General features: G+C 47.7%; 19 protein-coding genes and 1 other annotated feature. Of the genes, 10 read left to right on the forward strand and 9 right to left on the reverse strand.

Annotated features, from left to right (window positions below; genetic code table 11):
* Window positions 1-36 precede the first annotated feature (36 nt).
* Complete coding sequence (locus tag B1728_RS06530) at window positions 37-885, reverse strand: AraC family transcriptional regulator (RefSeq protein ID WP_079909371.1); 849 nt, start codon at window positions 883-885, stop codon at window positions 37-39.
* 217 nt (window positions 886-1,102) lie between these two features.
* Here B1728_RS06530 and B1728_RS06535 point away from each other — a divergent pair, with 217 nt between their 5' ends.
* The gene (locus B1728_RS06535; RefSeq protein WP_079909372.1) at window positions 1,103-1,630 is read left to right on the forward strand and encodes a DinB family protein; all 528 of its coding nucleotides are present in this window, start codon (window positions 1,103-1,105) and stop codon (window positions 1,628-1,630) included.
* A 65-nt stretch (window positions 1,631-1,695) separates the two neighbouring features.
* Window positions 1,696-1,960: a binding site (T-box leader), on the forward strand.
* Between the two features lie 123 nt (window positions 1,961-2,083).
* The gene (gene asd / locus B1728_RS06540; protein ID WP_079909373.1) at window positions 2,084-3,169 is read left to right on the forward strand and encodes an aspartate-semialdehyde dehydrogenase; all 1,086 of its coding nucleotides are present in this window, start codon (window positions 2,084-2,086) and stop codon (window positions 3,167-3,169) included.
* A gap of 155 nt (window positions 3,170-3,324) precedes the next feature.
* Here the strand turns inward: asd and B1728_RS06545 are convergent, their stop codons facing one another.
* Window positions 3,325-6,468, reverse strand: a complete 3,144-nt coding sequence (locus tag B1728_RS06545; protein ID WP_079909374.1) for a hybrid sensor histidine kinase/response regulator — start codon at window positions 6,466-6,468, stop codon at window positions 3,325-3,327.
* Window positions 6,469-6,637: 169 nt separating this feature from the next.
* Between B1728_RS06545 and B1728_RS06550 the strand changes: the two genes are divergently transcribed.
* Window positions 6,638-7,204: a GNAT family N-acetyltransferase gene (locus B1728_RS06550; RefSeq protein ID WP_079909375.1), complete on the forward strand. Its 567-nt coding sequence runs from the start codon at window positions 6,638-6,640 to the stop codon at window positions 7,202-7,204.
* Between the two features lie 71 nt (window positions 7,205-7,275).
* On the opposite strand, the gene B1728_RS06555 is transcribed toward B1728_RS06550, so the two are convergent.
* Window positions 7,276-7,515, reverse strand: coding sequence for a glycine zipper domain-containing protein (locus tag B1728_RS06555; protein WP_079909376.1), 240 nt, complete (start codon window positions 7,513-7,515; stop codon window positions 7,276-7,278).
* A gap of 207 nt (window positions 7,516-7,722) precedes the next feature.
* Between B1728_RS06555 and B1728_RS36170 the strand changes: the two genes are divergently transcribed.
* Complete coding sequence (locus tag B1728_RS36170) at window positions 7,723-7,863, forward strand: hypothetical protein (protein WP_179135912.1); 141 nt, start codon at window positions 7,723-7,725, stop codon at window positions 7,861-7,863.
* Between the two features lie 63 nt (window positions 7,864-7,926).
* Here B1728_RS36170 and B1728_RS06560 read toward each other — a convergent pair whose 3' ends face one another.
* Window positions 7,927-8,385, reverse strand: coding sequence for a hypothetical protein (locus B1728_RS06560; protein WP_377740539.1), 459 nt, complete (start codon window positions 8,383-8,385; stop codon window positions 7,927-7,929).
* 232 nt (window positions 8,386-8,617) lie between these two features.
* On the opposite strand from B1728_RS06560, the gene B1728_RS06565 reads away from it, so the two are divergent.
* Window positions 8,618-9,622, forward strand: a complete 1,005-nt coding sequence (locus B1728_RS06565; protein WP_079909378.1) for a hypothetical protein — start codon at window positions 8,618-8,620, stop codon at window positions 9,620-9,622.
* Between the two features lie 194 nt (window positions 9,623-9,816).
* Here B1728_RS06565 and B1728_RS06570 read toward each other — a convergent pair whose 3' ends face one another.
* From B1728_RS06570 to B1728_RS36175, 3 genes are all read right to left on the reverse strand, one after another.
* Window positions 9,817-11,166, reverse strand: coding sequence for a DHHW family protein (locus tag B1728_RS06570; RefSeq protein ID WP_079909379.1), 1,350 nt, complete (start codon window positions 11,164-11,166; stop codon window positions 9,817-9,819).
* A gap of 18 nt (window positions 11,167-11,184) precedes the next feature.
* The gene (locus B1728_RS06575; RefSeq protein ID WP_079909380.1) at window positions 11,185-12,597 is read right to left on the reverse strand and encodes an MBOAT family O-acyltransferase; all 1,413 of its coding nucleotides are present in this window, start codon (window positions 12,595-12,597) and stop codon (window positions 11,185-11,187) included.
* Between the two features lie 95 nt (window positions 12,598-12,692).
* Complete coding sequence (locus B1728_RS36175) at window positions 12,693-12,836, reverse strand: hypothetical protein (RefSeq protein WP_179135913.1); 144 nt, start codon at window positions 12,834-12,836, stop codon at window positions 12,693-12,695.
* A gap of 269 nt (window positions 12,837-13,105) precedes the next feature.
* Between B1728_RS36175 and B1728_RS06580 the strand changes: the two genes are divergently transcribed.
* Complete coding sequence (locus B1728_RS06580) at window positions 13,106-13,609, forward strand: hypothetical protein (protein ID WP_079909618.1); 504 nt, start codon at window positions 13,106-13,108, stop codon at window positions 13,607-13,609.
* Window positions 13,610-13,666: 57 nt separating this feature from the next.
* On the opposite strand, the gene B1728_RS06585 is transcribed toward B1728_RS06580, so the two are convergent.
* Together B1728_RS06585 and B1728_RS06590 are read right to left on the reverse strand one after the other, a co-directional pair.
* On the reverse strand, window positions 13,667-14,593 hold the full coding sequence (locus tag B1728_RS06585) for a response regulator (RefSeq protein WP_079909381.1): 927 nt from the start codon (window positions 14,591-14,593) through the stop codon (window positions 13,667-13,669).
* A gap of 5 nt (window positions 14,594-14,598) precedes the next feature.
* Complete coding sequence (locus tag B1728_RS06590; protein ID WP_483310966.1) at window positions 14,599-15,900, reverse strand: sensor histidine kinase; 1,302 nt, start codon at window positions 15,898-15,900, stop codon at window positions 14,599-14,601.
* Window positions 15,901-16,063: 163 nt separating this feature from the next.
* Here B1728_RS06590 and B1728_RS06595 point away from each other — a divergent pair, with 163 nt between their 5' ends.
* The 4 genes from B1728_RS06595 (at window position 16,064) to B1728_RS06610 (ending at window position 22,220) form a co-directional block, all read left to right on the forward strand.
* Entirely contained in the window at window positions 16,064-17,344 is a 1,281-nt protein-coding gene (locus B1728_RS06595; RefSeq protein WP_079909382.1) for a cation:dicarboxylate symporter family transporter, read from the forward strand.
* Between the two features lie 341 nt (window positions 17,345-17,685).
* Window positions 17,686-18,069 (forward strand): YmaF family protein, encoded by a 384-nt coding sequence (locus B1728_RS06600; protein WP_079909383.1) that lies wholly within the window; start codon window positions 17,686-17,688, stop codon window positions 18,067-18,069.
* Between the two features lie 150 nt (window positions 18,070-18,219).
* A complete protein-coding gene (locus B1728_RS06605) occupies window positions 18,220-19,257 on the forward strand; it encodes a flavin-containing monooxygenase (RefSeq protein ID WP_079909384.1) in 1,038 nt (345 codons plus the stop codon).
* A gap of 158 nt (window positions 19,258-19,415) precedes the next feature.
* On the forward strand, window positions 19,416-22,220 hold the full coding sequence (locus B1728_RS06610) for a DUF11 domain-containing protein (RefSeq protein ID WP_079909385.1): 2,805 nt from the start codon (window positions 19,416-19,418) through the stop codon (window positions 22,218-22,220).
* Window positions 22,221-22,380: the final 160 nt, after the last annotated feature.

The raw sequence follows: 22,380 nt of genomic DNA on the forward strand, positions 1-22,380 counted from the left end.
CTATCAAATCAAACCGGTATGTAGTTGGAAAGGTCATTAACGTCTTGCCATGCTCGAAGCCATATTGCGATAGTTGAGGGGGGAGAAGCCGACATGGGCTTTAAACTGTCTGCTGAAATAATGAAGCTCCAGTCCGACCGCGGCCGAGATTTCCGTAACTGTCATCGTAGTATCTCGAAGCAGTGCTTGCGCTTGGTCCAGGCGAAGGCGATTCATATATTGCATAGGTGACGAACCGATCATATCTTTAAACAGCCGGGAGAAGTAATTGGTATCCAGGTGAATGAGCCGGGCAAGCTCAGGCACAGTAACATCATCGCGCAAATGATTCTCCATATAGTTCACGACGGTTTTCAAGTTTTCGTACGATAACGGGGATTGAGAGAACATATTTTGGATACCTGCCCGTTCTACATAAAAGTGGAGCAGATGAAGCAGCAGAGAGCTTGTCATGATCGGGGCGAACGGTTCACTTCGGCTCATATGGCAGTTCAGCTCTCGAAACAGATGCGCGAGCAGCCCGATATCCTGTTCAGGAACATCAATATAATGAGGAACGTCGATCATCCGAAACAGATCCGTTTCCCCAATCGAAGCCTGGAAATGACACCAATATTTCTGAAATGTCCGATTGCTGATTGAAGCAAGAGACTGCCGTGTTCCGGCAGGCAGCAGGAACAATTGATTAGGCTTGGGTTCGTAATCGCAGCCGTCGATACTAATGGAGCCCTCGCCATCGAGAATGAAATAAAACTTATGGACAGCCGGTACAAAATTCAGATTGCCCCAGCTTCGAGGCACTCTCGTGAATCCGCCGCTAATTGGTGCAGCTTGAATGTTGGCAAAAATCCGCTTCATGATATGGTTCAAGGAATTATCTCGCATAGTATCACCCGGGAAATGGACTTTTTTTAATAATAGGAACAGGCTTCTTTGTTTACATTTATTATAGTACAAATTCCGGTACGTAGATTGAAATTATCAAACTTTGCACAAGGCTTCAAAGGGCAAGGAAAAAACGAACTTGAAATGTACTGCAGGAAAACAGAGATCCACTGAGAATATGTAAATAACATTGGTTTGCACGAATGGAGGTCTTGCATTGAATTTTCTTTTGAATGAGGCCATTGAATTGCTGGAGCGCACACCCCGAACCTTGGAGTCTTTATTATCCGGATTATCCGATAGATGGCTGCATTGTAATGAAGGGGAGGGGACATGGAATGTCATTGAAGTCGTTGAACACCTGATAGAAGGAGAGAAGCATAACTGGGTGCCGCGTTTGGACATGATCCTGAGGGAGGGGGAGGACAAGCCGTTTCCTCCGTTTGACCGGTTTTCCCATTTGCATTCAGAATCCCGAAGCACCATCGAACAATCATTGCAGGCATTTAAACAAATCCGATTTCAAAACCTGGATTTCGTGAAGGAACGAATTCAACCCGAGCTCCATCTGGAATTGGCGGGAACTCACCCTGAGTTTGGCCCCGTTAAGGTAAGAGAGCTGCTCTCGACGTGGGTAGTTCATGATTTGACACATATGACTCAGATTGTAAGGGTGATGGCCAAGAGCTACAGCTCCGATGTAGGGCCATGGAAGGCTTATTTAGGCATATTAAAGCATACATGAGTTTTTTCGAAAAAAATGGTTTACCGCTTTACAGTTATTTGATATTATATACGCAATAGATGAATCAAAATGCGATGAAGAGAAGAGTAAATAAATGGATTCTTGAGCAGAGAGCTCCGGCAGCTGAAAAGGAGTGAAGAATTATTTATTGAAAAAAGGCTCAGAGCAGCACATCGGAACCCATGCACAAACGGAGATGGTGTGACAGGAGCTCCTGTTATAGAGCTAGAGTATAAGCATTCTTGGCAATGTCGTACTCGAAGAGGCAAATATGGCGACATATGGGCGAATCTGGGGTGGTACCACGAGCATACAAATCTCGTCCCCAAGACTATCTAAGTCTTGGGGGTGGGATTTTTTTATTGCAGTCTCGTGTAACACGATTCAGACAACGGATGTATATGATGAAACAAACATAATTTTCATACTAACTTCGAAAGGATTTGAACATCTATGGCGGCAAAATTGAAAGTAGGTATTGTAGGGGGAACAGGAATGGTGGGACAGCGGTTCGTACAACTGCTCGATCAGCATCCTTGGTTTCAAGTAACGGCAATTGCAGCGAGTGCCGGTTCGGCAGGTAAGACATATGAGGAAGCTGTACAAGGCAGATGGAAGCTGTCCAGCTCCATTCCCGAGGATGTGAAGGGCATCGTTGTACAAGATGCGTCCAAAGTGGAAGAGGTTGCTCAGAATGTCGATTTTATTTTTTGCGCAGTCGAAATGAAGAAGAATGATATTCAAGCGCTGGAAGAGGCTTATGCCAAAACGGGAACGCCAGTTATCTCCAATAACTCGGCCCATCGCTGGACTCCGGATATTCCAATGGTTATTCCGGAAATCAACCCGGGGCATATCGAAATTATTGAAGCGCAAAGAAAACGTCTGGGAACATCCACCGGTTTTATTGCCGTTAAGCCTAACTGCTCCATTCAGAGCTATGTGCCTGCTCTTAACGCGCTTCTCGATTTCAATCCGACAACCGTGGTTGCGTCCACCTATCAAGCTATTTCCGGAGCGGGCAAAAACTTCACCGATTGGCCGGAAATGCTGGACAATGTCATTCCTTACATCGGCGGAGAGGAAGAGAAGAGCGAGCAGGAGCCGCTGCGTATTTGGGGCAGCATTGTAAATAATGAGATCGTGAAAGCTAGCGCGCCATTAATTACTACCCAATGTATTCGCGTACCTGTTACGGACGGACACTTGGCAACGGTATTCGTATCGTTCGAAAAAAAGCCTTCTAAAGACGAAATCTTGAGCCGTTGGCTGAACTTCAAAGGACGTCCGCAGGAGCTTGAGCTCCCAAGCGCACCAAAGCAATTCATTACTTATTTCGAGGAAGAGAACAGACCGCAAACCAAACTGGATCGCGACATTGAGCGCGGTATGGGCGTTTCGGTAGGCAGATTGCGCGAGGATTCCCTGTATGATTTTAAATTTGTAGGTCTGTCCCATAATACTTTGCGCGGCGCCGCAGGCGGTGCGGTCTTGATTGCCGAGCTTCTTAAAGCGGAAGGCTATATTCAAGCTAAGTAATCAGTGAGTGAGATCATTCAGGCTATAAGCAGCTAGTAAAAAGCTCTGGACGAATCGGCCCCAGCCAGTATTCTTTAAAGATACGGGCTGGGGCCGATGTTTATTTAATGAAGAAACCTCTCCCGGTCAGGAGAGGATGATTTTTTCGCCTCCTGCTATTGATCCTTACCGGCTTCGAGGGGCTTTCCGCTATCGGGAATAACGAACGATACGGTCGTTCCTTCGTTGATCCTACTGACTATAGACAAGCCGTGTCCGTATAGCTGGGTCAGCCTTCGATGGGTGTTGGAAATACCAATCCCCCGCCTTGCATTGCTGGAAGGATTTAATAGCTGAGCGGCCCTTTCCTGATCCATTCCTTTACCGTTGTCTTGGACTTCAATAAAGGCGAGGTTTTCTTGGCGGCTAATGCTTAGACGTACTGTACCCCCTAAATTCCTGCTTAATAGGCCGTGAATTACGGCATTTTCGATGAGCGGCTGAATAGAGAGGGGAGGGAGCAGAAGCCCTTCAATGTTCGGGTCAACCTCCCATTGTATAGATAGCCTCTCCCCAAAACGCTCCTGTTCGATATACAAGTAGGATTTGACAAGCTCCAGTTCATGCTCAAGCTCAACCAGTTCATCCGTGTTCAAATAGTCAAAGCTAATCCGAAGGAAGGATGCAAAGGCGTCGCCGAGCTTCCGCATTTTTTCTGTATCTATATCACTTAGCGCCATTAGCGCACTTAACGTATTGAACAGAAAATGAGGATGGATTTGCGCTTGCAGATAAGCAGCCTCTATTCGCAACCGTTCATCTATAGATTGCTTCAGTGCTGTCAACGCTCGGATTCGATATTTAAGCTCCGTTGAGTCAACAGGCTTGGTAATATAATCGTTGGCTCCAGCCATAAATCCGGTATAGATATCGGCGGGCTGGGTACGGGCGGTCAACAGTAGGATGGGAAGATCGGATACCGAATACCGTTCCCTTACTTTTTGCGTCAGCTCATAGCCGGAGGTATGAGGCATCATGACATCGGTAATCAGCAAATCCCATTGCTTGGTCTCCAGCAATTCCAACGCTTCCCGAGCTGAATGAACTGTAGTAATGTTGTACGATTCCGCCGACAGGATTCCCTCCAGTACACTAAGATTGATCGGGTCATCGTCAACGGCAAGTATATGGATGCTTTTCGAGTTCACAATCGACGGAATGATGACGGAGGCTGCCAGTTCTCCTATGGAATCTGCAAACGGTGCTCCCGTATTCACAAATCCTGCCGCTTCGGGAACGGACTGCTGAATATCTTGCTGCAGAGGAGAATTCATTTCGTCGGTTATAGGAAGATCGAAGCTGAATACAGAGCCTTCGCCCAATTGGGATCGAACCGATAACGTACCGCCGTGCAGCTCCACCAGCTGCTTGCAGATGCTTAACCCAAGGCCGATGCCTCCTCTGTCACTAACTCCATAAGCTCCTTGCTCGTAAGGTAAGAAGATACGGGCTTGTGTTTCCTCGTCCATTCCAATTCCGGTATCCGATACATGAAGGATAGCCCGGCCTTCCCTCATGTCAGCGGAAACGGATATGATCCCTTGTTCCGTGTATTTGATCGCATTATGTAATAAGTTATATAATATCTGCACCAGTCTTTTTTCATCAGCCATGACCGGCGGAAGCTTCTCGCTTATATCCATATGCAGCTGTATGGGCTTCGTACCGGTCATAAAGGAAAGCATGCCGATAACTCCAGGGACGACGGACTGAACGAGCAAGGGTTCCTTACTCAGCGTGAGTCTTTGCTCTTGAAGCTGCGCTACATCAAGAAGATCTCCTAGCATATGAGACATGCGGTTACTGATCGTGATCAACAGCTCCATATCCTTTAGGCTGCTCCCGTTCAAATTGTCTTTTTCCTTCGTAACCACAGTCCGTGCGATATTCATAATTCCATGAAGCGGTGTCCTCAGCTCGTGAGACGTGTTGGCGAGAAACTGATCTTTTAACTTGTCCGCTCTTTTGAGCTGCTCATTAAGCTTGGCGTTTTCACTGGATTTACGGAAATATTTTTTAAACCAATATGTGGAAAACCCTGTAATAGCTGCTAAGATATCCAATGGATAATAGACTGTTGTGACATTGGAAACGGCTTCTATCAAGCTCCATGTTACGTTGGATAGGATAGCAACGGCTGTAAGCATCAGGAAGATGATGTCTTTATCGGCTTGTTTTTTGAAGATCATTGTACCGACAATATAAATAAACCAAGCAAACGCAAGTAAGTAATATACATGGAAGACTTGATAATATGTCGCTGTATGAACCCATGAAGCAGGGGCAACAACCAGGAATCCTGAATAAATGGCAACGGCCGCTAGATAGATGCGAAGGCCCAGGTTTCCAGGTGGAGCTGCAGCGAACTTTCTGAAAAGAAGTAGAATAAATACATTTTGCCACAAAAGAGCAAGCAGCCGGAGCTTGATAGCCCAAGCGTAATTGACAGGCAGCCATAGCAAGAGCACGTTATCGTGCCCGGCAAGCACGGCAATACCGACCGACACCGTTAACAAGCCAGTGATCAGCAAAGCCCTCTCATGACGGTTGAATATAAATAGAATAATTGCATATAAACCATGGAGCAGCAGAATAAGAAATATAACCAGCTGAAATCCAATGGAATACCATCGTACATAGTCGATAGAAGCTTGGGAGCCGAAGCGAAAAGACTTCAGGATCCCGCCGGAGTGGGGGTCGTCAAAGTTCGCTGCCCGAATAAGCAATTCTATCTCAGTAGTCCCTTCTATAGAATAAGTTGAAGTGTAGGACACATTCCAAGGCACATAGTCATTCGGGTTTGCCGCAGGGTTGCCCATACCGCCAACAGTAACTCCGTTAAGTTCTATTGCCGAGGATGCCTGGATACCTTGAAACCACAAAGCGACCGGCTGCTTTAAAGGATCAATAAGTATGCGCAGCCGATATGTACCGTATCCGTAGGAAGAACCGGACTCATCATCCAGCAAGCTTCCCCAGTCTCCCGGAACTTGTATGGCTGCTGCCTGATTTGACCCGGTCCGAATATCCTGACTTGTCAGTAATTGATTTGGGTAAAATTCCCATTCGCCGTCGAGCAAGAAGGAAGCGGTTTGATCCAGATTAAATCCGCGGAGATCCAGCACGCCATGGTCGGGGCGAGGCTCGCTCAAAGTAAGAAAAGCTTGGTTCCACGCCAGACGCAGGCCGAGAAGAAAGCTTAAGAAGAGGATTAAAATAACCCCATATCGAATTGAGGTTCTAGCGTTTATTGTTTTCATAATACAAGCATTTCGACATAATCTGCGCTTATTCCTTTTTTATTGCAGGATTGGAATTGGCCGCTGATAAAAGTATAGCCAAGGCAGGGTATGTTATGTGGTGGCTTTCATGTTTTTTGGGAAGATTACATTAGAATAGAACAGGATATTGGTGAAAGCGGGGAACATCATGAAAGCATTGGACTTGGACTACCAAATAATCGATGAGTGGGATGAAGTTCTATGGTCATCTGTAGAGCCGATTTACGAGCAGGCCTTTCCAATAGGCGGGAGGAAGAGCAGGGATATCGTTCGCCGGATGTTCAGCAGAAAAATGTGTCAGCTGCATACCATCTCGCGAGGCTCCGAGTTTATTGGTATGGCATTAAGCGGCATCGATAAGCAAGCAGGCGCGTTACTGATCGACTACTTGGCGATTAGATCTGAAGTACGGGGCGAAGGGAACGGAAGATGCTTTCTGGACCGAATAAAGGAATGGGCACGAACGCATGCAGAATGCAAAGGGATTATCGTCGAAGTGGAGGCAGAACCGACAGAGGAGAACAAAAGGCGAGTCCAATTCTGGGAAGCCAATGGATTTCATCTTACCGATTATGTACATCATTATATATGGGTGCCGGAGCCCTATCGGGCTATGTACTTAAACTTCAATGAAGAAGACCGTCTGCCGGAGGATGGGGAGCAGCTCTTTCACAGCATTACCCGTTTTCATGAAAAGGCCTATCGGCGGAACTAACACATTCGTTACATATAAGAATAAAAAAGGGTGCGGGATTCCCCCGTCACCCTAATTGTCATGTCAACCGATTAGCGATGATTGTCGTTATTCTCATCAGCAGCAGCATTATTGCCGCCGACGTTCTCGCCAGCTTGGTTACCCAGCGCTGCGCCTACAACACCGCCTACAACCGTTCCTACCGGTCCTAGTGCCGAACCGACAATCGCACCTACAGCGCCTCCGCCTACCGTTCCTACAGCTTCACCCACGTCGTTACTGCTTATTGCATCAGCTTCTTCATTGTGATTGCGTTCTTTATCCTTTGCCATGCTATCATGCACCTCACTTTTGTCATTATGGGAAAACAACGAATTTGACATTTCCCAAACTTTATCATGCCCTAAACGCTTTATTCAGATTCCTCCAGCGAAAAGGGGGAAGGGAAAAGTTACGTGCATGAAGGCGCCGGGACTATCCCATTCTAATGAGGGGTGCACAGGGAATCCTGACCGACACGATGATGGAGGTGAATGGTTATGCCTAAAGGCAAAAAGAAAAACGAAGGGAATAAGTACAATTCCAACCCGAATTATGCAGATCAAGTGATTGACAATTATGAGGGACATCCAGCGCAAAATAATCCTCGAGAGAGCGATGATACGTTCCGTCATAAATAATCAAGCTACAGGACAAAGCAGCCAACGCAATTGGCTGCTTTGTCTGTCCCTAAAGGGTAAAAACTAGCAGGGAGTACCCGTATAGTCCGCCGTCACAAATACCCCAACAGGGGGGAGGCTGGTGCTGGCCGGTGCGCCTTGCTCCTGTTGAGTCAAACAGGTGTTGGTGGTCGCAATCCAGGTGCCTCGTTCCCCCGCTTGAATGGAAGGCGGCATCATGAGAAGAGAGCCGTTCAGGACATAATGCCGGGTGCGAATGGCTGGGTCGTCATAATTACTCAGAGTTCCAATGAAACGGGCATACGGAGAAGAGAAGCTGATCTGTCCGCTGCCGGAATTCCAGAAGCCTTCAATAGGAATCGGAGTTCCCCGAAAATTAACCGTGCCTGTGAATCTCCCGTTGGTTTCGATGGAGTATATGTTGAGTTCTCCCCAGACAACAGGTCTTCCTCCGGCAAAAGCATTGATTCCCCAACGTGAGGGTGTTGGGATAGTAACCTGCCTTGTTTGCAACGCTGTCACTCCCTTTGAATCACAAATAATATCGTGCAGTACAGCAAAGATGACTGTAAAGTCTCTGCCGCTGGCTACATTTATGATATGGGGCTCATGCCTATATGGGAACTATTACGAGGCAAATATTTGCGAAGTCTCCTTAACCATGTTTATGCGCTCACCTGATCTGCCCAAATAAGGAAACTATCGCCTTTCCGCTGCGTCTAAATGATTGTAACGGAAGGGAGGGCCAATAAGAATGAAATTTATCCATCGCATATTTTTTCTTTTATCTTTAGTCTGGTTCACTTGTTCGATTCCCTTGCATTTATTTGCGGCAGGGGAAGAAGAGCTAAAGCCGAATATGCTGACCTTAACGGAGTCCACAGCTCTATACGAGGAGCCGAATCTTTCATCCCCCACGGGAGTGGAGCTTACGCCGCAAACGGTAAAACTGGCAGGCTCTAATAGAAGCAAGCAGCCCATGTGGGACGATACCGCTTGGTATCAAATTGAGACTTGGTTAGGAAATAAGTGGATCTATGTCTCTAAGGCCATTCCGTTCCGGGCATATACCGCCAAGGAGCCGCCTGCTTTGCTCATGAAGGAGACGGAGCTGTACGATGCCCCGTTCTTGGATAGAGGCACTGGAATTAAAATTGCTCCACAATATGTAGACCGCAATTCCTTTGTACAAAACTACTTTCGCATCTCGACATGGTTGGGAGAGAAGTGGATTCCTATCGATGAACTGGTCATTGTTCCACAGCCCATGGAACCCAAGCCTTTGAAGCTCATGCCGGGCAGTCCCGTCTATGACAAGGCTGACTACAGCTCGAAGCCGGCCAGGATCATGGAAACGCCGGTCATGGTCGTCGCATTTGAGAAATACCAGCGCTGGTATCATATCCATACCGAGAATGGGGATGCATGGTACAGTCCCTTTATCGGACCTTCAGACAAAGTGGCGCTGGCCGATAAGGAGCTGAATGTACCTGAGGGGACACCCATCAGGGAATATGCATTCGATACCTATCCGCTCCGCTCGTTATGCCAGCTTTCAGCCCAAACCATTCGGGCCTATGAGAAACGCGGAGACTGGTACCATGTTCAGGCTTGCGGCTCGGATGGATGGGTGTTGGTTCCGGATCCTGCTTTTCGGATCACGGATGAAACACAGCGGATTTCCTTAGATATTCAATCGATACGCTGGGATGGGGAAAGGACGATTTTGCAAGGCAGACTGAAACTACCGAGAGCCTGAACAGCCTGGATCATCCTGTATCCTTCGAGCTTCTTTATTTGGATGCCAATGCGAACGAACTTGGGCGAATGATAGGAAATATCGATTCGATGGATTCAGGAGATATCAATGAGCTGACGCTGAAATCGGAGGGCAATCTGTCAAGCTATTCGAATATGGTTCTCCGCTATGTAGATTCCGTTTATCCAGATTTATCAACTCATCCCGCGAACTAGCTGAATGAAGTCAGGATTGCTTAGCACATCGGAATTATTAATAAACAATAGTTCCTGAATTTGATGCTCCTCCATGAATGGTACCAATGACTTTGTAAATTGCCGCGGGTCTATAACGTAAATTTCATTGTAATGAGGAAGAAGAAATGGAATCAAGGCGTTGCCATAGGAATCCTTAATAACAGCCAACCGCTTCCCGTTGTTTATCTCCGTTGTAATTCGGCCCCATGGCCGGTCACCGCTCAGAAAGATTCTGTATTTGTTTTTTTTCTGGGCATGACTCATGTCGAGCAGATCCATCTTGAGCGGTCCAGCGTAATGAACCGTATATTCATGCTTCACATAGGGTTTATATACAACGATCGTATCCGGATGCTTCTCCAGCTTGCTGTTTCGGGTAGCTGAGTATAAGGATCCCAGAAAACCGGCGACTTCCGCCTTCTCGTATTTCTCCAGAGGAATCGGAGATTCGCCCTTTGCTTTCATAAACGCCGCATATCCGTAATAGGCACCGGTTGCTGTCCAGTGATGATCGGTTCTAAAAAAGATGGCATCTTCCGCATGATTCTGCAGCATGGATAATGCATCAACCGGGGTAATGTCCTGGTTCAGCTGCTGATAGACCTCATGAATAGCCTCCTGCTGGGAGGCGGATAATTTCCTCAGCTGTTCGCTTTGCATAAATTCTGCCCCTGTAGGAGCAATGAGAACCGACACGGGAATTTTGGCGTTGAAATGGGCATCCATAGCTGCTTTCACATGATTGATCGTTTCTGCATACAGCTTTCCGGCCGAGGAAATATAGCTGAATAAATTCACGGCACGCTGCTCCATGATCAAGACTTTTCCGATAACATTGCCCGGCTTCTGCGCTTTGGATTCCATGTCGGGCTTCGGTTGCGGGGAAGGAACCGGAGTCGGGGCAGCATCAGGTATACGGACTGTAACCTCAGGCCCTTGAGAGGGGGGCTGATTCATCGTTACTGCAGGCTCTTCGTCGGCAGGTACAGCCGCTTGTCCCGTATTATCTGCATTCGAAGCGACAATCACGGCATCCTGAGAAAGGGTCAAGCCTTCCCATGCTTCCACGAGCTTGCTTAGTCCGACCAGCGCATCCCGATGAGGAACATGATCGGCTACATAATTCTCTATGTCATGCAAATATTGGCCAGACCATAAGGCATGAGTCGACCATTGCGGAAGCGGCGCGAGATTGCGGTTTTCCGTCTCCGAGAACACCCTGTTTCCGCCTAAAGACCACATTAAGCCTGTACCTAGATAGATAAACAGGAGAAAGAAGCCAATTTGTAAATATTGTCCTAGCTTCATAGCTATGCCTCCGCTGAATCAAAATCGGAAATAGAAGAAGGGCGTATAGGTTTTTCCTACTAGCAGCAGCACCGAGACGGCCAGAATCACAAGCGAAGTAATCGGCACCAAAAGCTGATTATAGACGGCATGTGCCATACGTGGCTTCATGCGATGCGACATGGCTTGATGCAGCCTGGCAGGGACCGGTGTAGATATAATGAGGCCAAGCACGAGCAGGATAATATGGTTCTGCAAATGAATGAAGAAGGCTTCATTAACCGCCGGTACATGCCCAAAACCGAACATCGTTCGTAAATATCTCGCTCCGTCCCGCAACGACTCAAAGTAAAAAAACACCCATCCAACAAGCACCACCACCGTGAAGTACAAATGAGAAATGAAGCGGGGCAAGCGGGAAAGCAGCTGCTGAAGGAAGCTTTTCTCCAAAGTGATCATGGCGCCGAAAAATAACCCCCATACTACATAATTCCAGCTGGCGCCGTGCCATAGACCCGTCAAGAACCAGACGATGAACATGTTCATCAAGGCGCGCTTCCGGTTACCGCCTAAGGGAATATAGACATAGTCCCGGAAAAAACGGCCTACCGAGATATTCCACCGGCGCCAGAACTCAGCTGCTCCCGTCGAGATATACGGATAGTCGAAATTTTCCTTAAAGGAGAAGCCGAACATTTTGCCAAGGCCGATGGCCATATCCGAGTACCCGGAGAAGTCGAAATAGATTTGAAGGGCGAAAGCGAGGATGCCGAGCCAAGCTCCTGCCACAGTTAATTGGTCGCTCGGACTATCCAGGAAAAACGGAGTCAGCCCTGCCAGGGAATTGGCGAAAATCACCTTTTTCCCGAGCCCTGTTATGAAACGAACGACACCTTGGCTGAACCCGTCCAGGGTAATCCTGCGTTCCTTAAGCTGAGTTTGCACATCGGCATACCGGATGATGGGACCAGCCACCAATTGCGGGAATAGCGCTATATATAAGAGCAGTGAGGAATAGGAGGTCAATGCCGGGGCTTCACGCCTATAGACGTCCACCAAATAGGAAATGACATGGAAAGTAAAAAAGGAAATTCCTATGGGAAGGGCAGGTGGTGTGTAGGCTAACGAAACGGATGTTAAGGATTGGAAGGCTTCAAGAAGAAAACCTAGATATTTGTAATAAACGAGAAAGAGGACCTGGAACGCAATAGAAAGAAAGAGCAGCGTCTTGCCTGTCTTTGTCTGGCCTGCCCGTTCGATGCAGCGTCCGCTGATCCAGCCGATCAGCACATTGAACAACAAGATAAAGACCCCAGTCAGCTCTCCCCAGGCATAGAAGAAGAGGGAGAAGAAGAGGAGCACCGTATTTTTCCATTCTTTTTTCGCGATAAAATAGAGAAGCAGGACTAGTGGAAGGAACCCGTAAAGAAATACAAAGCTGGAAAATACCATGAGGACGATCACCTATCCCTGTAAGTTCATGTAAAGGTCTGAATAGTATGTCCCCCTGCCGTCCCATTCGGAGGGGGATTTTCATTCAAATGAGCTTATTCTTTCTCGGAGACGGGTCCCGGAGGCGGGGCTGGATTGATCTGTACAGGCTCTTTTGTCTTTCTGGTTTCATGCAATCGGGTAGCTCCCGCTTGATGGGTGAGCAGGTCGTCCATTTCAGGATTCGATCTTTTATCCACGTCGGATTCCTCTATTCTCTAAGTTGTTATGGCTGCAGATGGCATGACTGCCGGACAATCTTGCTTCGCTCTTCAGGGTTTATGCTGCTGCGTATTCCGGAAAGGATAAGGGAAAGATCCCTTCGGTTCATATCTTAACCATTAGGTGCAATATTATGCTGTGCAGGCAGTTCATACTTTTTTAATCATTCTTTTAGAGACCGTTAATAAGTTATGGTTAAGATGAGGAAAGAACAGTGGTAGGGGAAGGGAGGTGAACACAGGTGGGCATGATCAAATTGAAGCCAACCCCGCGAAAGTGGCTGCTTACAATTCATATTCTATTCTCGGCCATCCTGTTCGGAGGCGCGGTCATCTTCCTCGTCTTAAGCATCATCCTGGCAAATACAAACGATGCAGGTGTGTTTACGGCATGCTATACCGTCATGCATCTACTGGCAAAGACGTCAGTCCGCGCTTCGACAATCGGGACATTGGCAAGCGGAATTTTGTTGTCCGTGCTGACACCGTGGGGGCTGTTTCGATATAACTGGCTCATTGCCAAGCAGTTCCTGACCGCGTTATGTATTTTGTTAGGACCAATCGGCATGTACTTCTGGACCCTGAAGGCTGTAACGATAATAACGGCGGAAGGAATTCAGGCTTTATCGAATCCTGAATTTGCTGTGAACAATATTCAATTGTGGATAGGGATCGTCATTCAGCTCCTGGCTCTTCTCGCGTTATTCGCAATTTCGGTCTTCAAGCCGGGAAAGCGTCGATCAAAAAGCTAGAACTGGCAGGGAAGAGGGCTTTGGGGACGTGAAGGCCCCCATGAGCTGCGCTTAGTATCATACATGAATGAGCCGCTTGGCCTCCATATAGAGCACCTGCACAAACTTTTTCGTGTTAATTTTCGTTTGCGAAAAGGACGGCTCGACGTCGTTTTGGAGCTCCATCATCTTCTTGCGGATTTCGGTGAAATCAAAGTATTTCGACGCGATGTTCTCGAACTTCGGGTTGGAATAATCGGTCAGTCCCAGCGATGCGATATGGTTGAGCGTTTGAAACAAGGCCCGGCGCACGCGCTGCTCCGAAGCTTTGACCTCCTTGGCTATATCCGAATCGGATGCCGCGCTTCCCAGCTTGCGTACCGCGATTCCGCGGAATATGTCCTTGAGAGCGGGAAAGGTGTGGGGAGCTTCCGCCGAGGTATCGTGTTCGTACAAATATTCCAGCATATCCAGCAGATCTTTGCTTCCTGCTTCGCCAATCATACCAAGCTCAGACAGAAGAGTTCGTCCGGAGGACGTGATGGTATGGCGGGCACTAGATGATTCCGGCCGTTCAGGGGGACCTCCCAGGTTTAGAACTTGCAGAGATTTTTGAATATCCTGAATGGATTTTTGCAGACGCAGCCGTTCCTCTACCTTTCGGATCACGGCAAGCACCTCCAGCCGGTTAATCGGCTTGGCAATATAGTATTCGATGCCTAGCGAATAGGCTTCGCCAATCATGTCCTTGCTCTCGATCTGGGAGATCATAATGATTTTGCCGCTGAACAGCGGAGCGATTTCCCGAACGGTTTGAATGCCGTCGCGAAGGGGCATAAGCAGGTCGATCAGCAAGATATCGACTCTTTTCAGCTCGAGCAGCTCCGCAGTAACAAGAGAGCCGTCCTCGGCTTCTCCTACAACCTCCCCTAATGCTTCGTCCTCTATAAGATCGGCCAGCATGGACCGAATGCCTTGATCGTCATCGACAATAAAAAAACGCATGATGTTTATCCCCTCTTGATAACTTGTTGTACAGGCAATGTAATGGTGAACATGGTCTCACCCTCGCGGGAATCCTCTCTAAGCTCGATCTTTCCTCCCAACGACTCTGCCACCTCCTGAATATAGAACAATCCCATACCAGTCGATGGGGTACCCGATAGATCATATTTGGTCGTATAACCCGGTGTGAATATGCGTTCCCTGCGTTTGATGGGGATGCCGGGACCATTATCGATCACGTGGATTTGTATGTATTCGCCCTTAAGAAATGCCCTGATCAGAATAAAGCCTTCTTTATCCATCGCCTCAACGCTGTTTGCGACCAGATTGTTTACCAGGGTTAGAAGCGTAAACACATGGAGCTCAGGCAGCGCTTCATCCACATCAAGGCTAAACCGGATGGATTTGCCGAGCGCTTCTGCATACTTCTCATTAGTGCTGACAATAAGACGTCCGATCTCTCCGGCTCCCATATAATCCGCCGAGCTTTGCTCGTGAATAAGCTTAGATAGACCCGCATAAATGCGCTGGTTGTCTTTTTTGATCTCATGGACCTGACCGGATATCCGCAGGGCACGCTCGGCAAGAAGCCTGATAAGACCGGGTTCGGCAGCTTGTTCGGCTCGAAGCAGGCTGCGATACAGGTCGTAGCTGTCTCTGGTAATATTCTCGGCGTACTTGAGGTTTTTTTTAAGCTGGACCGATTCCTCATACAAATTCGAAATAAGCACCAGAGTATGTTCGTTTTGCCGCCGCTGCTGCTCCTCATTCAAGACCGCTTGGCGCAGCTGGATGATATTGTACAAGCCGAGCACGAAAAAGCTTCGAACGACAGCGATCAGCACGATTTTGCCATAAGCCTCCCAATGGATGAAATCCTCAATAATCGTCGGCCGGAACGCAAGCTCTGCGAAGGTTGCCCCTGTCTCCGTGATGATATCCAAAGCGCCGACCCGTAGAGGCTGATACGGCTGTTTATTCAAATTGAGAAGCTGGAATAGGCAAGCGTAGGTCGTGTAATAGAAAAAAACAGGATAATGCAGCTGAAACAACTCATCGATGGATAATCCATTAGGGTGCAGAAAACCGTCCCAAAGAAGCCGGAACAAGACGACATTGAAGCCGACGATCAGTCCCGACAAGAATGGAGGGAGGGTTCGAATCCATAATAAGAAAAAGAAAAATACCGGCGTCCCGAGACTAATTCGAAACGTATCGTGGAATGGAAAAAACTTGATCTCTCCGGCAAGCGGTACTGCAATCATCATGAATAGCAACGCGGTAATAAGCTCTTTCAAGGATAGCACTTCCTATCATTCAATAACCAGACTAGATTATTGTACAGAAGTTTGCCCTATTTTTCGAATCTTAATATTTTTTTTACAGGGCTGCGTAGATTTTTGTCGATTCGCGTAGATGCCCTTTTACAATAAAGAAAACGTTTACTATCTTTAAAGGAGGCATAGGATCATGAAGAAAATAGGGTTGGCAGCACAAATTTTTATAGGTCTGGCCTTAGGGATCATTGTAGGTGCTTTGTTTTACGGGAATCCTACTATAGCAACCTATTTTCAGCCGGTAGGCGACATTTTCATCCGTTTGATCAAAATGATCGTCGTACCGATTATCATATCTACTTTGATCGTCGGCGTAGCCGGTGTCGGGGATATGAAGAAGCTGGGTAAAATTGGCGGCAAATCGATTCTTTATTTTGAGATTGTAACTACCATCGCTATTGTGGTCGGTTTGCTTGCAGCAAATATATTCAAGCCGGGCGCCGGGGTGGACATGACCCATCTGGCCAAATCGGATATTCACAAATATGTAGAAACCACCGATAAAGTAGGGCATAATTTCATTGATACTATCGTTAATATTGTTCCTACCAACATTATTCAATCACTTGCTGCTGGGGACATGCTGGCTATTATCTTCTTCTCGGTAATGTTCGGATTAGGAATTGCGGCTATCGGCGAGAAGGGGAAGCCCGTCATTCATTTCTTCGAAGGCGTCGCAGACGCTATGTTCTGGGTAACCAACAAAATTATGAATTTTGCACCGTTCGGCGTCTTTGCCTTAATCGGAGTAACCGTTTCCAAATTCGGGGTTGCATCTCTTATTCCGCTCGGTAAGCTGGTATTGTCCGTCTACGGGGCTATGTTCTTCTTTATCTTTGTCGTATTCGGCATTATTGCCAAGCTGTGCGGCACCAGCATCTTCACGATGATTCGTATTCTAAAAAGCGAACTGCTTCTGGCTTATTCTACCGCCAGCTCGGAGAGCGTTCTTCCTAAAATTATGGAGAAAATGGAGAAGTTCGGCTGTCCAAAGGCGATTACATCGTTCGTTATTCCGACTGGATATTCGTTCAATCTTGACGGTTCCACGTTGTATCAGGCTCTTGCTGCGATATTCATAGCGCAAATGTATGGCATCGATATGCCGATCAGCACGCAGATTACTTTGCTGTTAGTGCTTATGATTTCCTCTAAAGGGATTGCGGGTGTACCTGGTGTCAGCTTCGTTGTCCTGCTTGCGACTCTGGGATCTGTCAATATTCCTATTGAGGGACTTGCGTTCATCGCGGGGATTGACCGGATTCTTGATATGGCACGCACCGTCGTGAACGTACTGGGGAATTCCTTGGCAGCGGTGGTTATGTCCAAATGGGAAGGACAGTATGACTCGGACAAAGGCAAGCAGTATGTAACCTCGATCCGTCAGGAGCAGGTTCAACAAGAAGTGGCTTAACAGACTTCTGGTAGCAAACCTTGGAGTTACATCTCGAGTTCCATCATCAATGCACTCTTGAATTCAATCGTGGAGAAGCCGGCCGGCGTCACCGATGAATGCCAGGAGTGCATTTTTTATTGGACACATACATACCTGTCTTCGAAAATCGCGCCGCGTATCTCATGCCTCCTTTCCATAAACGCTTGATGGGCCGCACCAATACCTGTTACGTTGGTTAGGGGAGATGTTACGGGAATCCCGATATGGCATGATAAAAGTACAACAACTGGGCTCCCGCCCATGCCTTTCTTCTTAGGCTTTCATACAGTATACAGACAAAAAATGAAGGGAAGAAAAGCATGGATATTCCTATAACGGGCTTTGTCGTTCATTCGAATGATGAGGGAAATGAGCATTCACATAAATTATTTATCACCTCGTGGGATAATCGTCCAGTACATGTGCATCCATTTTCTGGTGTCACCTCGTTTGACGTAGGCCATAACCATCATTATGCGGGGATGACGGAAGCCGCCCCAAGCGGTGTCCCGCATGTCCACAATTATTACGCGGAAACCTCCTTTGATGCGGGTCACACTCACATTATCAGGGGAACAACCGGACCTGCCATACCTATACCTGGCGGCGGCGGGCATTATCATGAATTCAGAGGCTATACGACCGTTAGCGGAAGCACGCCGCATTCTCATAGGTATAGCGGCAACACGGGAAGAGAGGTATGACCTCCTTGCAGGAGCCTTAGATAGCCCCCCACATTTGTGGGGATATTTTTGTTTCACTGGAACAAATAGAAATAGCTTGAAAAAATAGAACACATATCTTACACTATATATGAATAAGTGATCATATAAACAAATACGGATGTGAACAGCATGAATCCAAAACAGTTTGACGTCATTGTTATTGGGGCAGGACAAGCCGGATTGGCCATGGGTTACTACTTGTCCCAAAAGCGGTTATCTTACTTACTGATTGATTCCAAGGATAGAATCGGTGAAGTATGGAGATCGCGGTATGATTCTCTTGTCTTATTTACCCCAAGGTCCCATAGCTCCTTGCCCGGTTATCGGATGGAAGGGGATCCCGATGGATTTCCAACAAAGGATGAGGTCGCGGATTATTTGGAGCGTTATGCCCATAAATTTTCAATACCCCTTCAATTACAGACAAAGGTAACTCATTTGAGAAAAAAGGGAGATGCTTTCGAATTAATCACCACGAAGGGTGCTTATCTTGCTAACAAGGTTATTATAGCGACGGGGCCGTTTCAAAAACCGTTTCTTCCTGAAGGAGCAGAGAATATAAGCAGCAGCGTGGTGCAATTACACTCTTCGGAATACAGAAATCAGAATCAACTGAAAGAAGGGGCTGTCCTTATTGTTGGAGGCGGAAATTCGGGAGCGCAGATAGCCTATGAGTGCAGTCTTTCCAGGGAGGTTACGCTATCGGTCTCGAAACCATTGAAGTTTTTGCCTGTTCGTCTATGGAATAAAAGCATATTTTGGTGGTTCGATAAGCTTGGGTTAAGCAAGGCCACAACGGATTCACTCTTGGGAAGAATACTTAGACAAAATGAACCGGTGATTGGGAAGGAATTAAGATCCCGAATCGCTGTCGGTAAAGTAACCTTGAAGCCTCGGGCAGCTTCCTTTTCTCAGGATGAAGTTTTGTTCGAAGATGACTCGAAATTATCAGTGAATAATATTATATGGGCCACCGGCTTCAGGCCTGATTATAGCTGGATAGAGATTCGGGGGGTTGTAAGCACTGGCGGATTCCCTGTACATAAACGCGGGGTAAGCGAGGTTCCCGGTTTATTTTTTCTCGGGTTACCGTGGCAGTACCGAAGAGGATCGGCTCTGATTGGAGGCGTAGCCCAGGATGCACAATATGTATCCGAGCAGTTGTGAAAAGAGGCAAGGGACCGCGTTAGCCGGCAATGGACATAAATCGGGTTTCCCAACACATAAAGGAGATTCCTCTCATATATTTGGAAGTAGGGTCTATATAACCGAATAGGGATGTCTATAAAGACGGGGAAAATCGGTTCATTGAGGAGGAAACTAACGTGCCGTTTATACTTCGCTACAGTGACAATGATACTGGAGCGATTACATTCACTGGGAATACGCTCGGGCTCAGCCGCTCCAATGAAACCGGCGTGCCGGGTACACGGGATTTTATCGGGGCATTTGTTGCCATCGATACATCCATGCAATTCGGAAGTTATCCTCCGGGAACGACTTCGGATTTCAATCTTAACAGCGCCAGCGCTATATTGGAGCTTCCCGCCGGCAGCAGGGTCAAATATGCGGAGCTGGTATGGGCAGGAACCTATGCGGTTACCGGCGGGACTAATAATTATTTTGCATTCATAGATAAGGACGTTTCCTTAACGACTCCACAAGGCAGAACATTCAGCATCTCTCCCGACCCGGTCACCGCTCAGACCTCGCATCGCAATGCGACGGATAATTATTTCAGATCGGCGAATGTCACAGCTATCATTCAGGCAGGAGGGGCCGGAGTCTATACAGTCAGTGGTGTTGTTGGAAATATTGATCTCGGCAATAGTACGGCAAATAACTGCGGATGGACACTATGTGTCGTTTACGAGAACCCGGGCCTTCCTTTTCGCAACCTCAGTCTGAATGTAGGGATTGTCGAGATCGCCGCGGGCATTCCCGAATTGACTACGACCCTTACAGGGTTCGCAACACCTACGTCAGGAGCCATATCCGGAAGAATGGCGCTATGTGCCCAAGATGGCGATGCCAACAAGACAGGGGATCAGGTTTTATTCGGACCGACGGAGGCTGCGCTAACTGTGCTGGAAGGGCCAAATAATTTTCCCAACAATTTCTTTGCTTCACAGATCAATGACGACAGCGGTAACCTGGATACGACAGGTACCTTCGGCGATCGAAACCAGATCAACGGGCAGCCGGGAACGCAAATTGTGGGGGGCAGACAGTCTTGGGATATCACCAATGTAGATATTTCCGCAACGTTGACCAACAATCAGACTTCAGCCGTATTTCAGTTAAGGACAGGAGGAGACGGATACAGCGTCATAGCGGTAGGAATCTATATTGATATCAATTCGCCAAGGATTACGGTGGAAAAAAGTGTAGACGCGGCAAGCGCCAGTCTGGGGGAAATCCTGACATATAAGGTTGTTGTTGAAAATTCCGGCACCGTACCGGCAGATACCACTTTGATGTTTGACAGCCTTCCTAACGATACGGAATTCGTTCCCGGAAGTGTGACTATTAATTCGACCCCCATTACGGACGCAGACCCAAGGGGCGGAATCCCGCTTGGCTCAGTCCCTCCCGGTGCGGCTGTTGTAGTGACCTACCAGGTTAGGGTCGTATCACTGCCGCCGGAAGGGGATATCGTGAATGAAGCACTGGTGATTTTCGAATATCAGAGTGTCACCGGCGGGCCGATACTTACAGGAGATATCACTTCGAATGAAGTGGTAACGCCTGTTCTGACACCAGATATTGCTTTGCAGAAAAGCGTCACGCCGACGGAAGCTCTCCCTGGGGAGACGGTTGAATACCGGCTCGAGGTTGTTAATACCGGGGAAGTGGAGTTGACCAATATTCGTCTAACAGATACCATGCTGGGACTTGACCAGATTATTCCTAGCCTGCCGATTGATACGAGTATTATTATTACGCAATCCTTCACCATACCGCCAGGTACGCCAGCAGGCTCGGTACTGCTCAATACTTCTACGGCACAAGCGGATCAGGCCGGCCCGGTCAGTGATGAGGCTGTCGTGAATGTACTTCCGGAACCTCCAGTTCCAGTACCGGCGTTCACTTTACAAAAAAGCGTTACACCAACAGAAGCTAGGCCGGGGCAAACCGTCGAGTACCGTATTGAGGTTACGAATACCGGAGAAGTGGATCTGACAAATATTCGAATTACGGATGCTATGCTTAATTTGAATGAAGTCCTTGCCAGTCTGCCTGTAGGGTCCAGTACGGTCATTACCCGAAGATTTACCATCCCTGAAGGAACTCCGGGCGGCACAATCATTACGAATGTTTCTACAGCCCAAACGGATCAAACGGGGCCAGTTACCGATGATGCTCGAGTTACTGTACTTCCCGAGCCGCCGCGCCCCAATCATCAGCTTGAAATTGTCAAAACGGCAGATAGATCCATCGTCATGGGGGGGCAAACGATTGATTACCGGATTACGGTAACCAATACCGGCGATTCCGTTCTTACATCGGTTCGAGTCATTGATGATCGGTTAGGGATCCATCGCATGATTGGCACATTGCTTCCCAATCAATCTGTAACTGTGAGAGCCAAGTTCGCCGTTCCGGCTGATACAGAGGTGGGAACCGTCATAACGAATACCGCTATAGCCGTCTCTGCGGAAACCGACCCGGTAAGCGATATGGCTTCTGTTAAAGTCATCGGCCAACCGCCTCTGAGTGTGACCAAATCCGTATTACCTATCGAAAGTCATCCGGGAAGCAGACTGACATTCTCCTTTGTCGTAACTAATAGAACCGGGACACTCACGGTTGCTAACTTGGGCCCCACTGTATTGAACCATGTAACTTTATTCGATAACCTGCCTAACGGCACCCAATTTACGGGTGGCAGCGTGATAATTAATAATAATCCCATTACCGGCGCTCATCCGGAGGAAGGAATTCACTTGGGGTCCTTGGCTCCCGGAGAATCGGTAAGGATTACCTTTCAAGCCCTGCAAGTGCTTGTTCCAAGCAATGAGTCTGTGGAGAATCAAGCGCATGTAACGTTTGAGCGGGAAGACACCGGGGAAACGGAACGGGTGGATTCCAATATTGTAATTTATACGGTAACTGAGGAAGAGGAATAAATAGGCATTCCGTCATGTTCAGTGACGGTAAGAGCAACAGGCTGCCGCATAAACGACAGCTTTGCCGCTATAAAATAACCAAACAAACCCCTCTCGGCGTCCGCTTTTAGCTGCGTGTCCGTCGAAAGGGGCTTTTATTTGCCTTACAACCTTTTATTGT

It is taken from the genome of Paenibacillus sp. 32352 (assembly GCF_002042965.1).
GTDB classification, from domain to species: Bacteria; Bacillota; Bacilli; order Paenibacillales; family NBRC-103111; genus Paenibacillus_S; species Paenibacillus_S vulneris.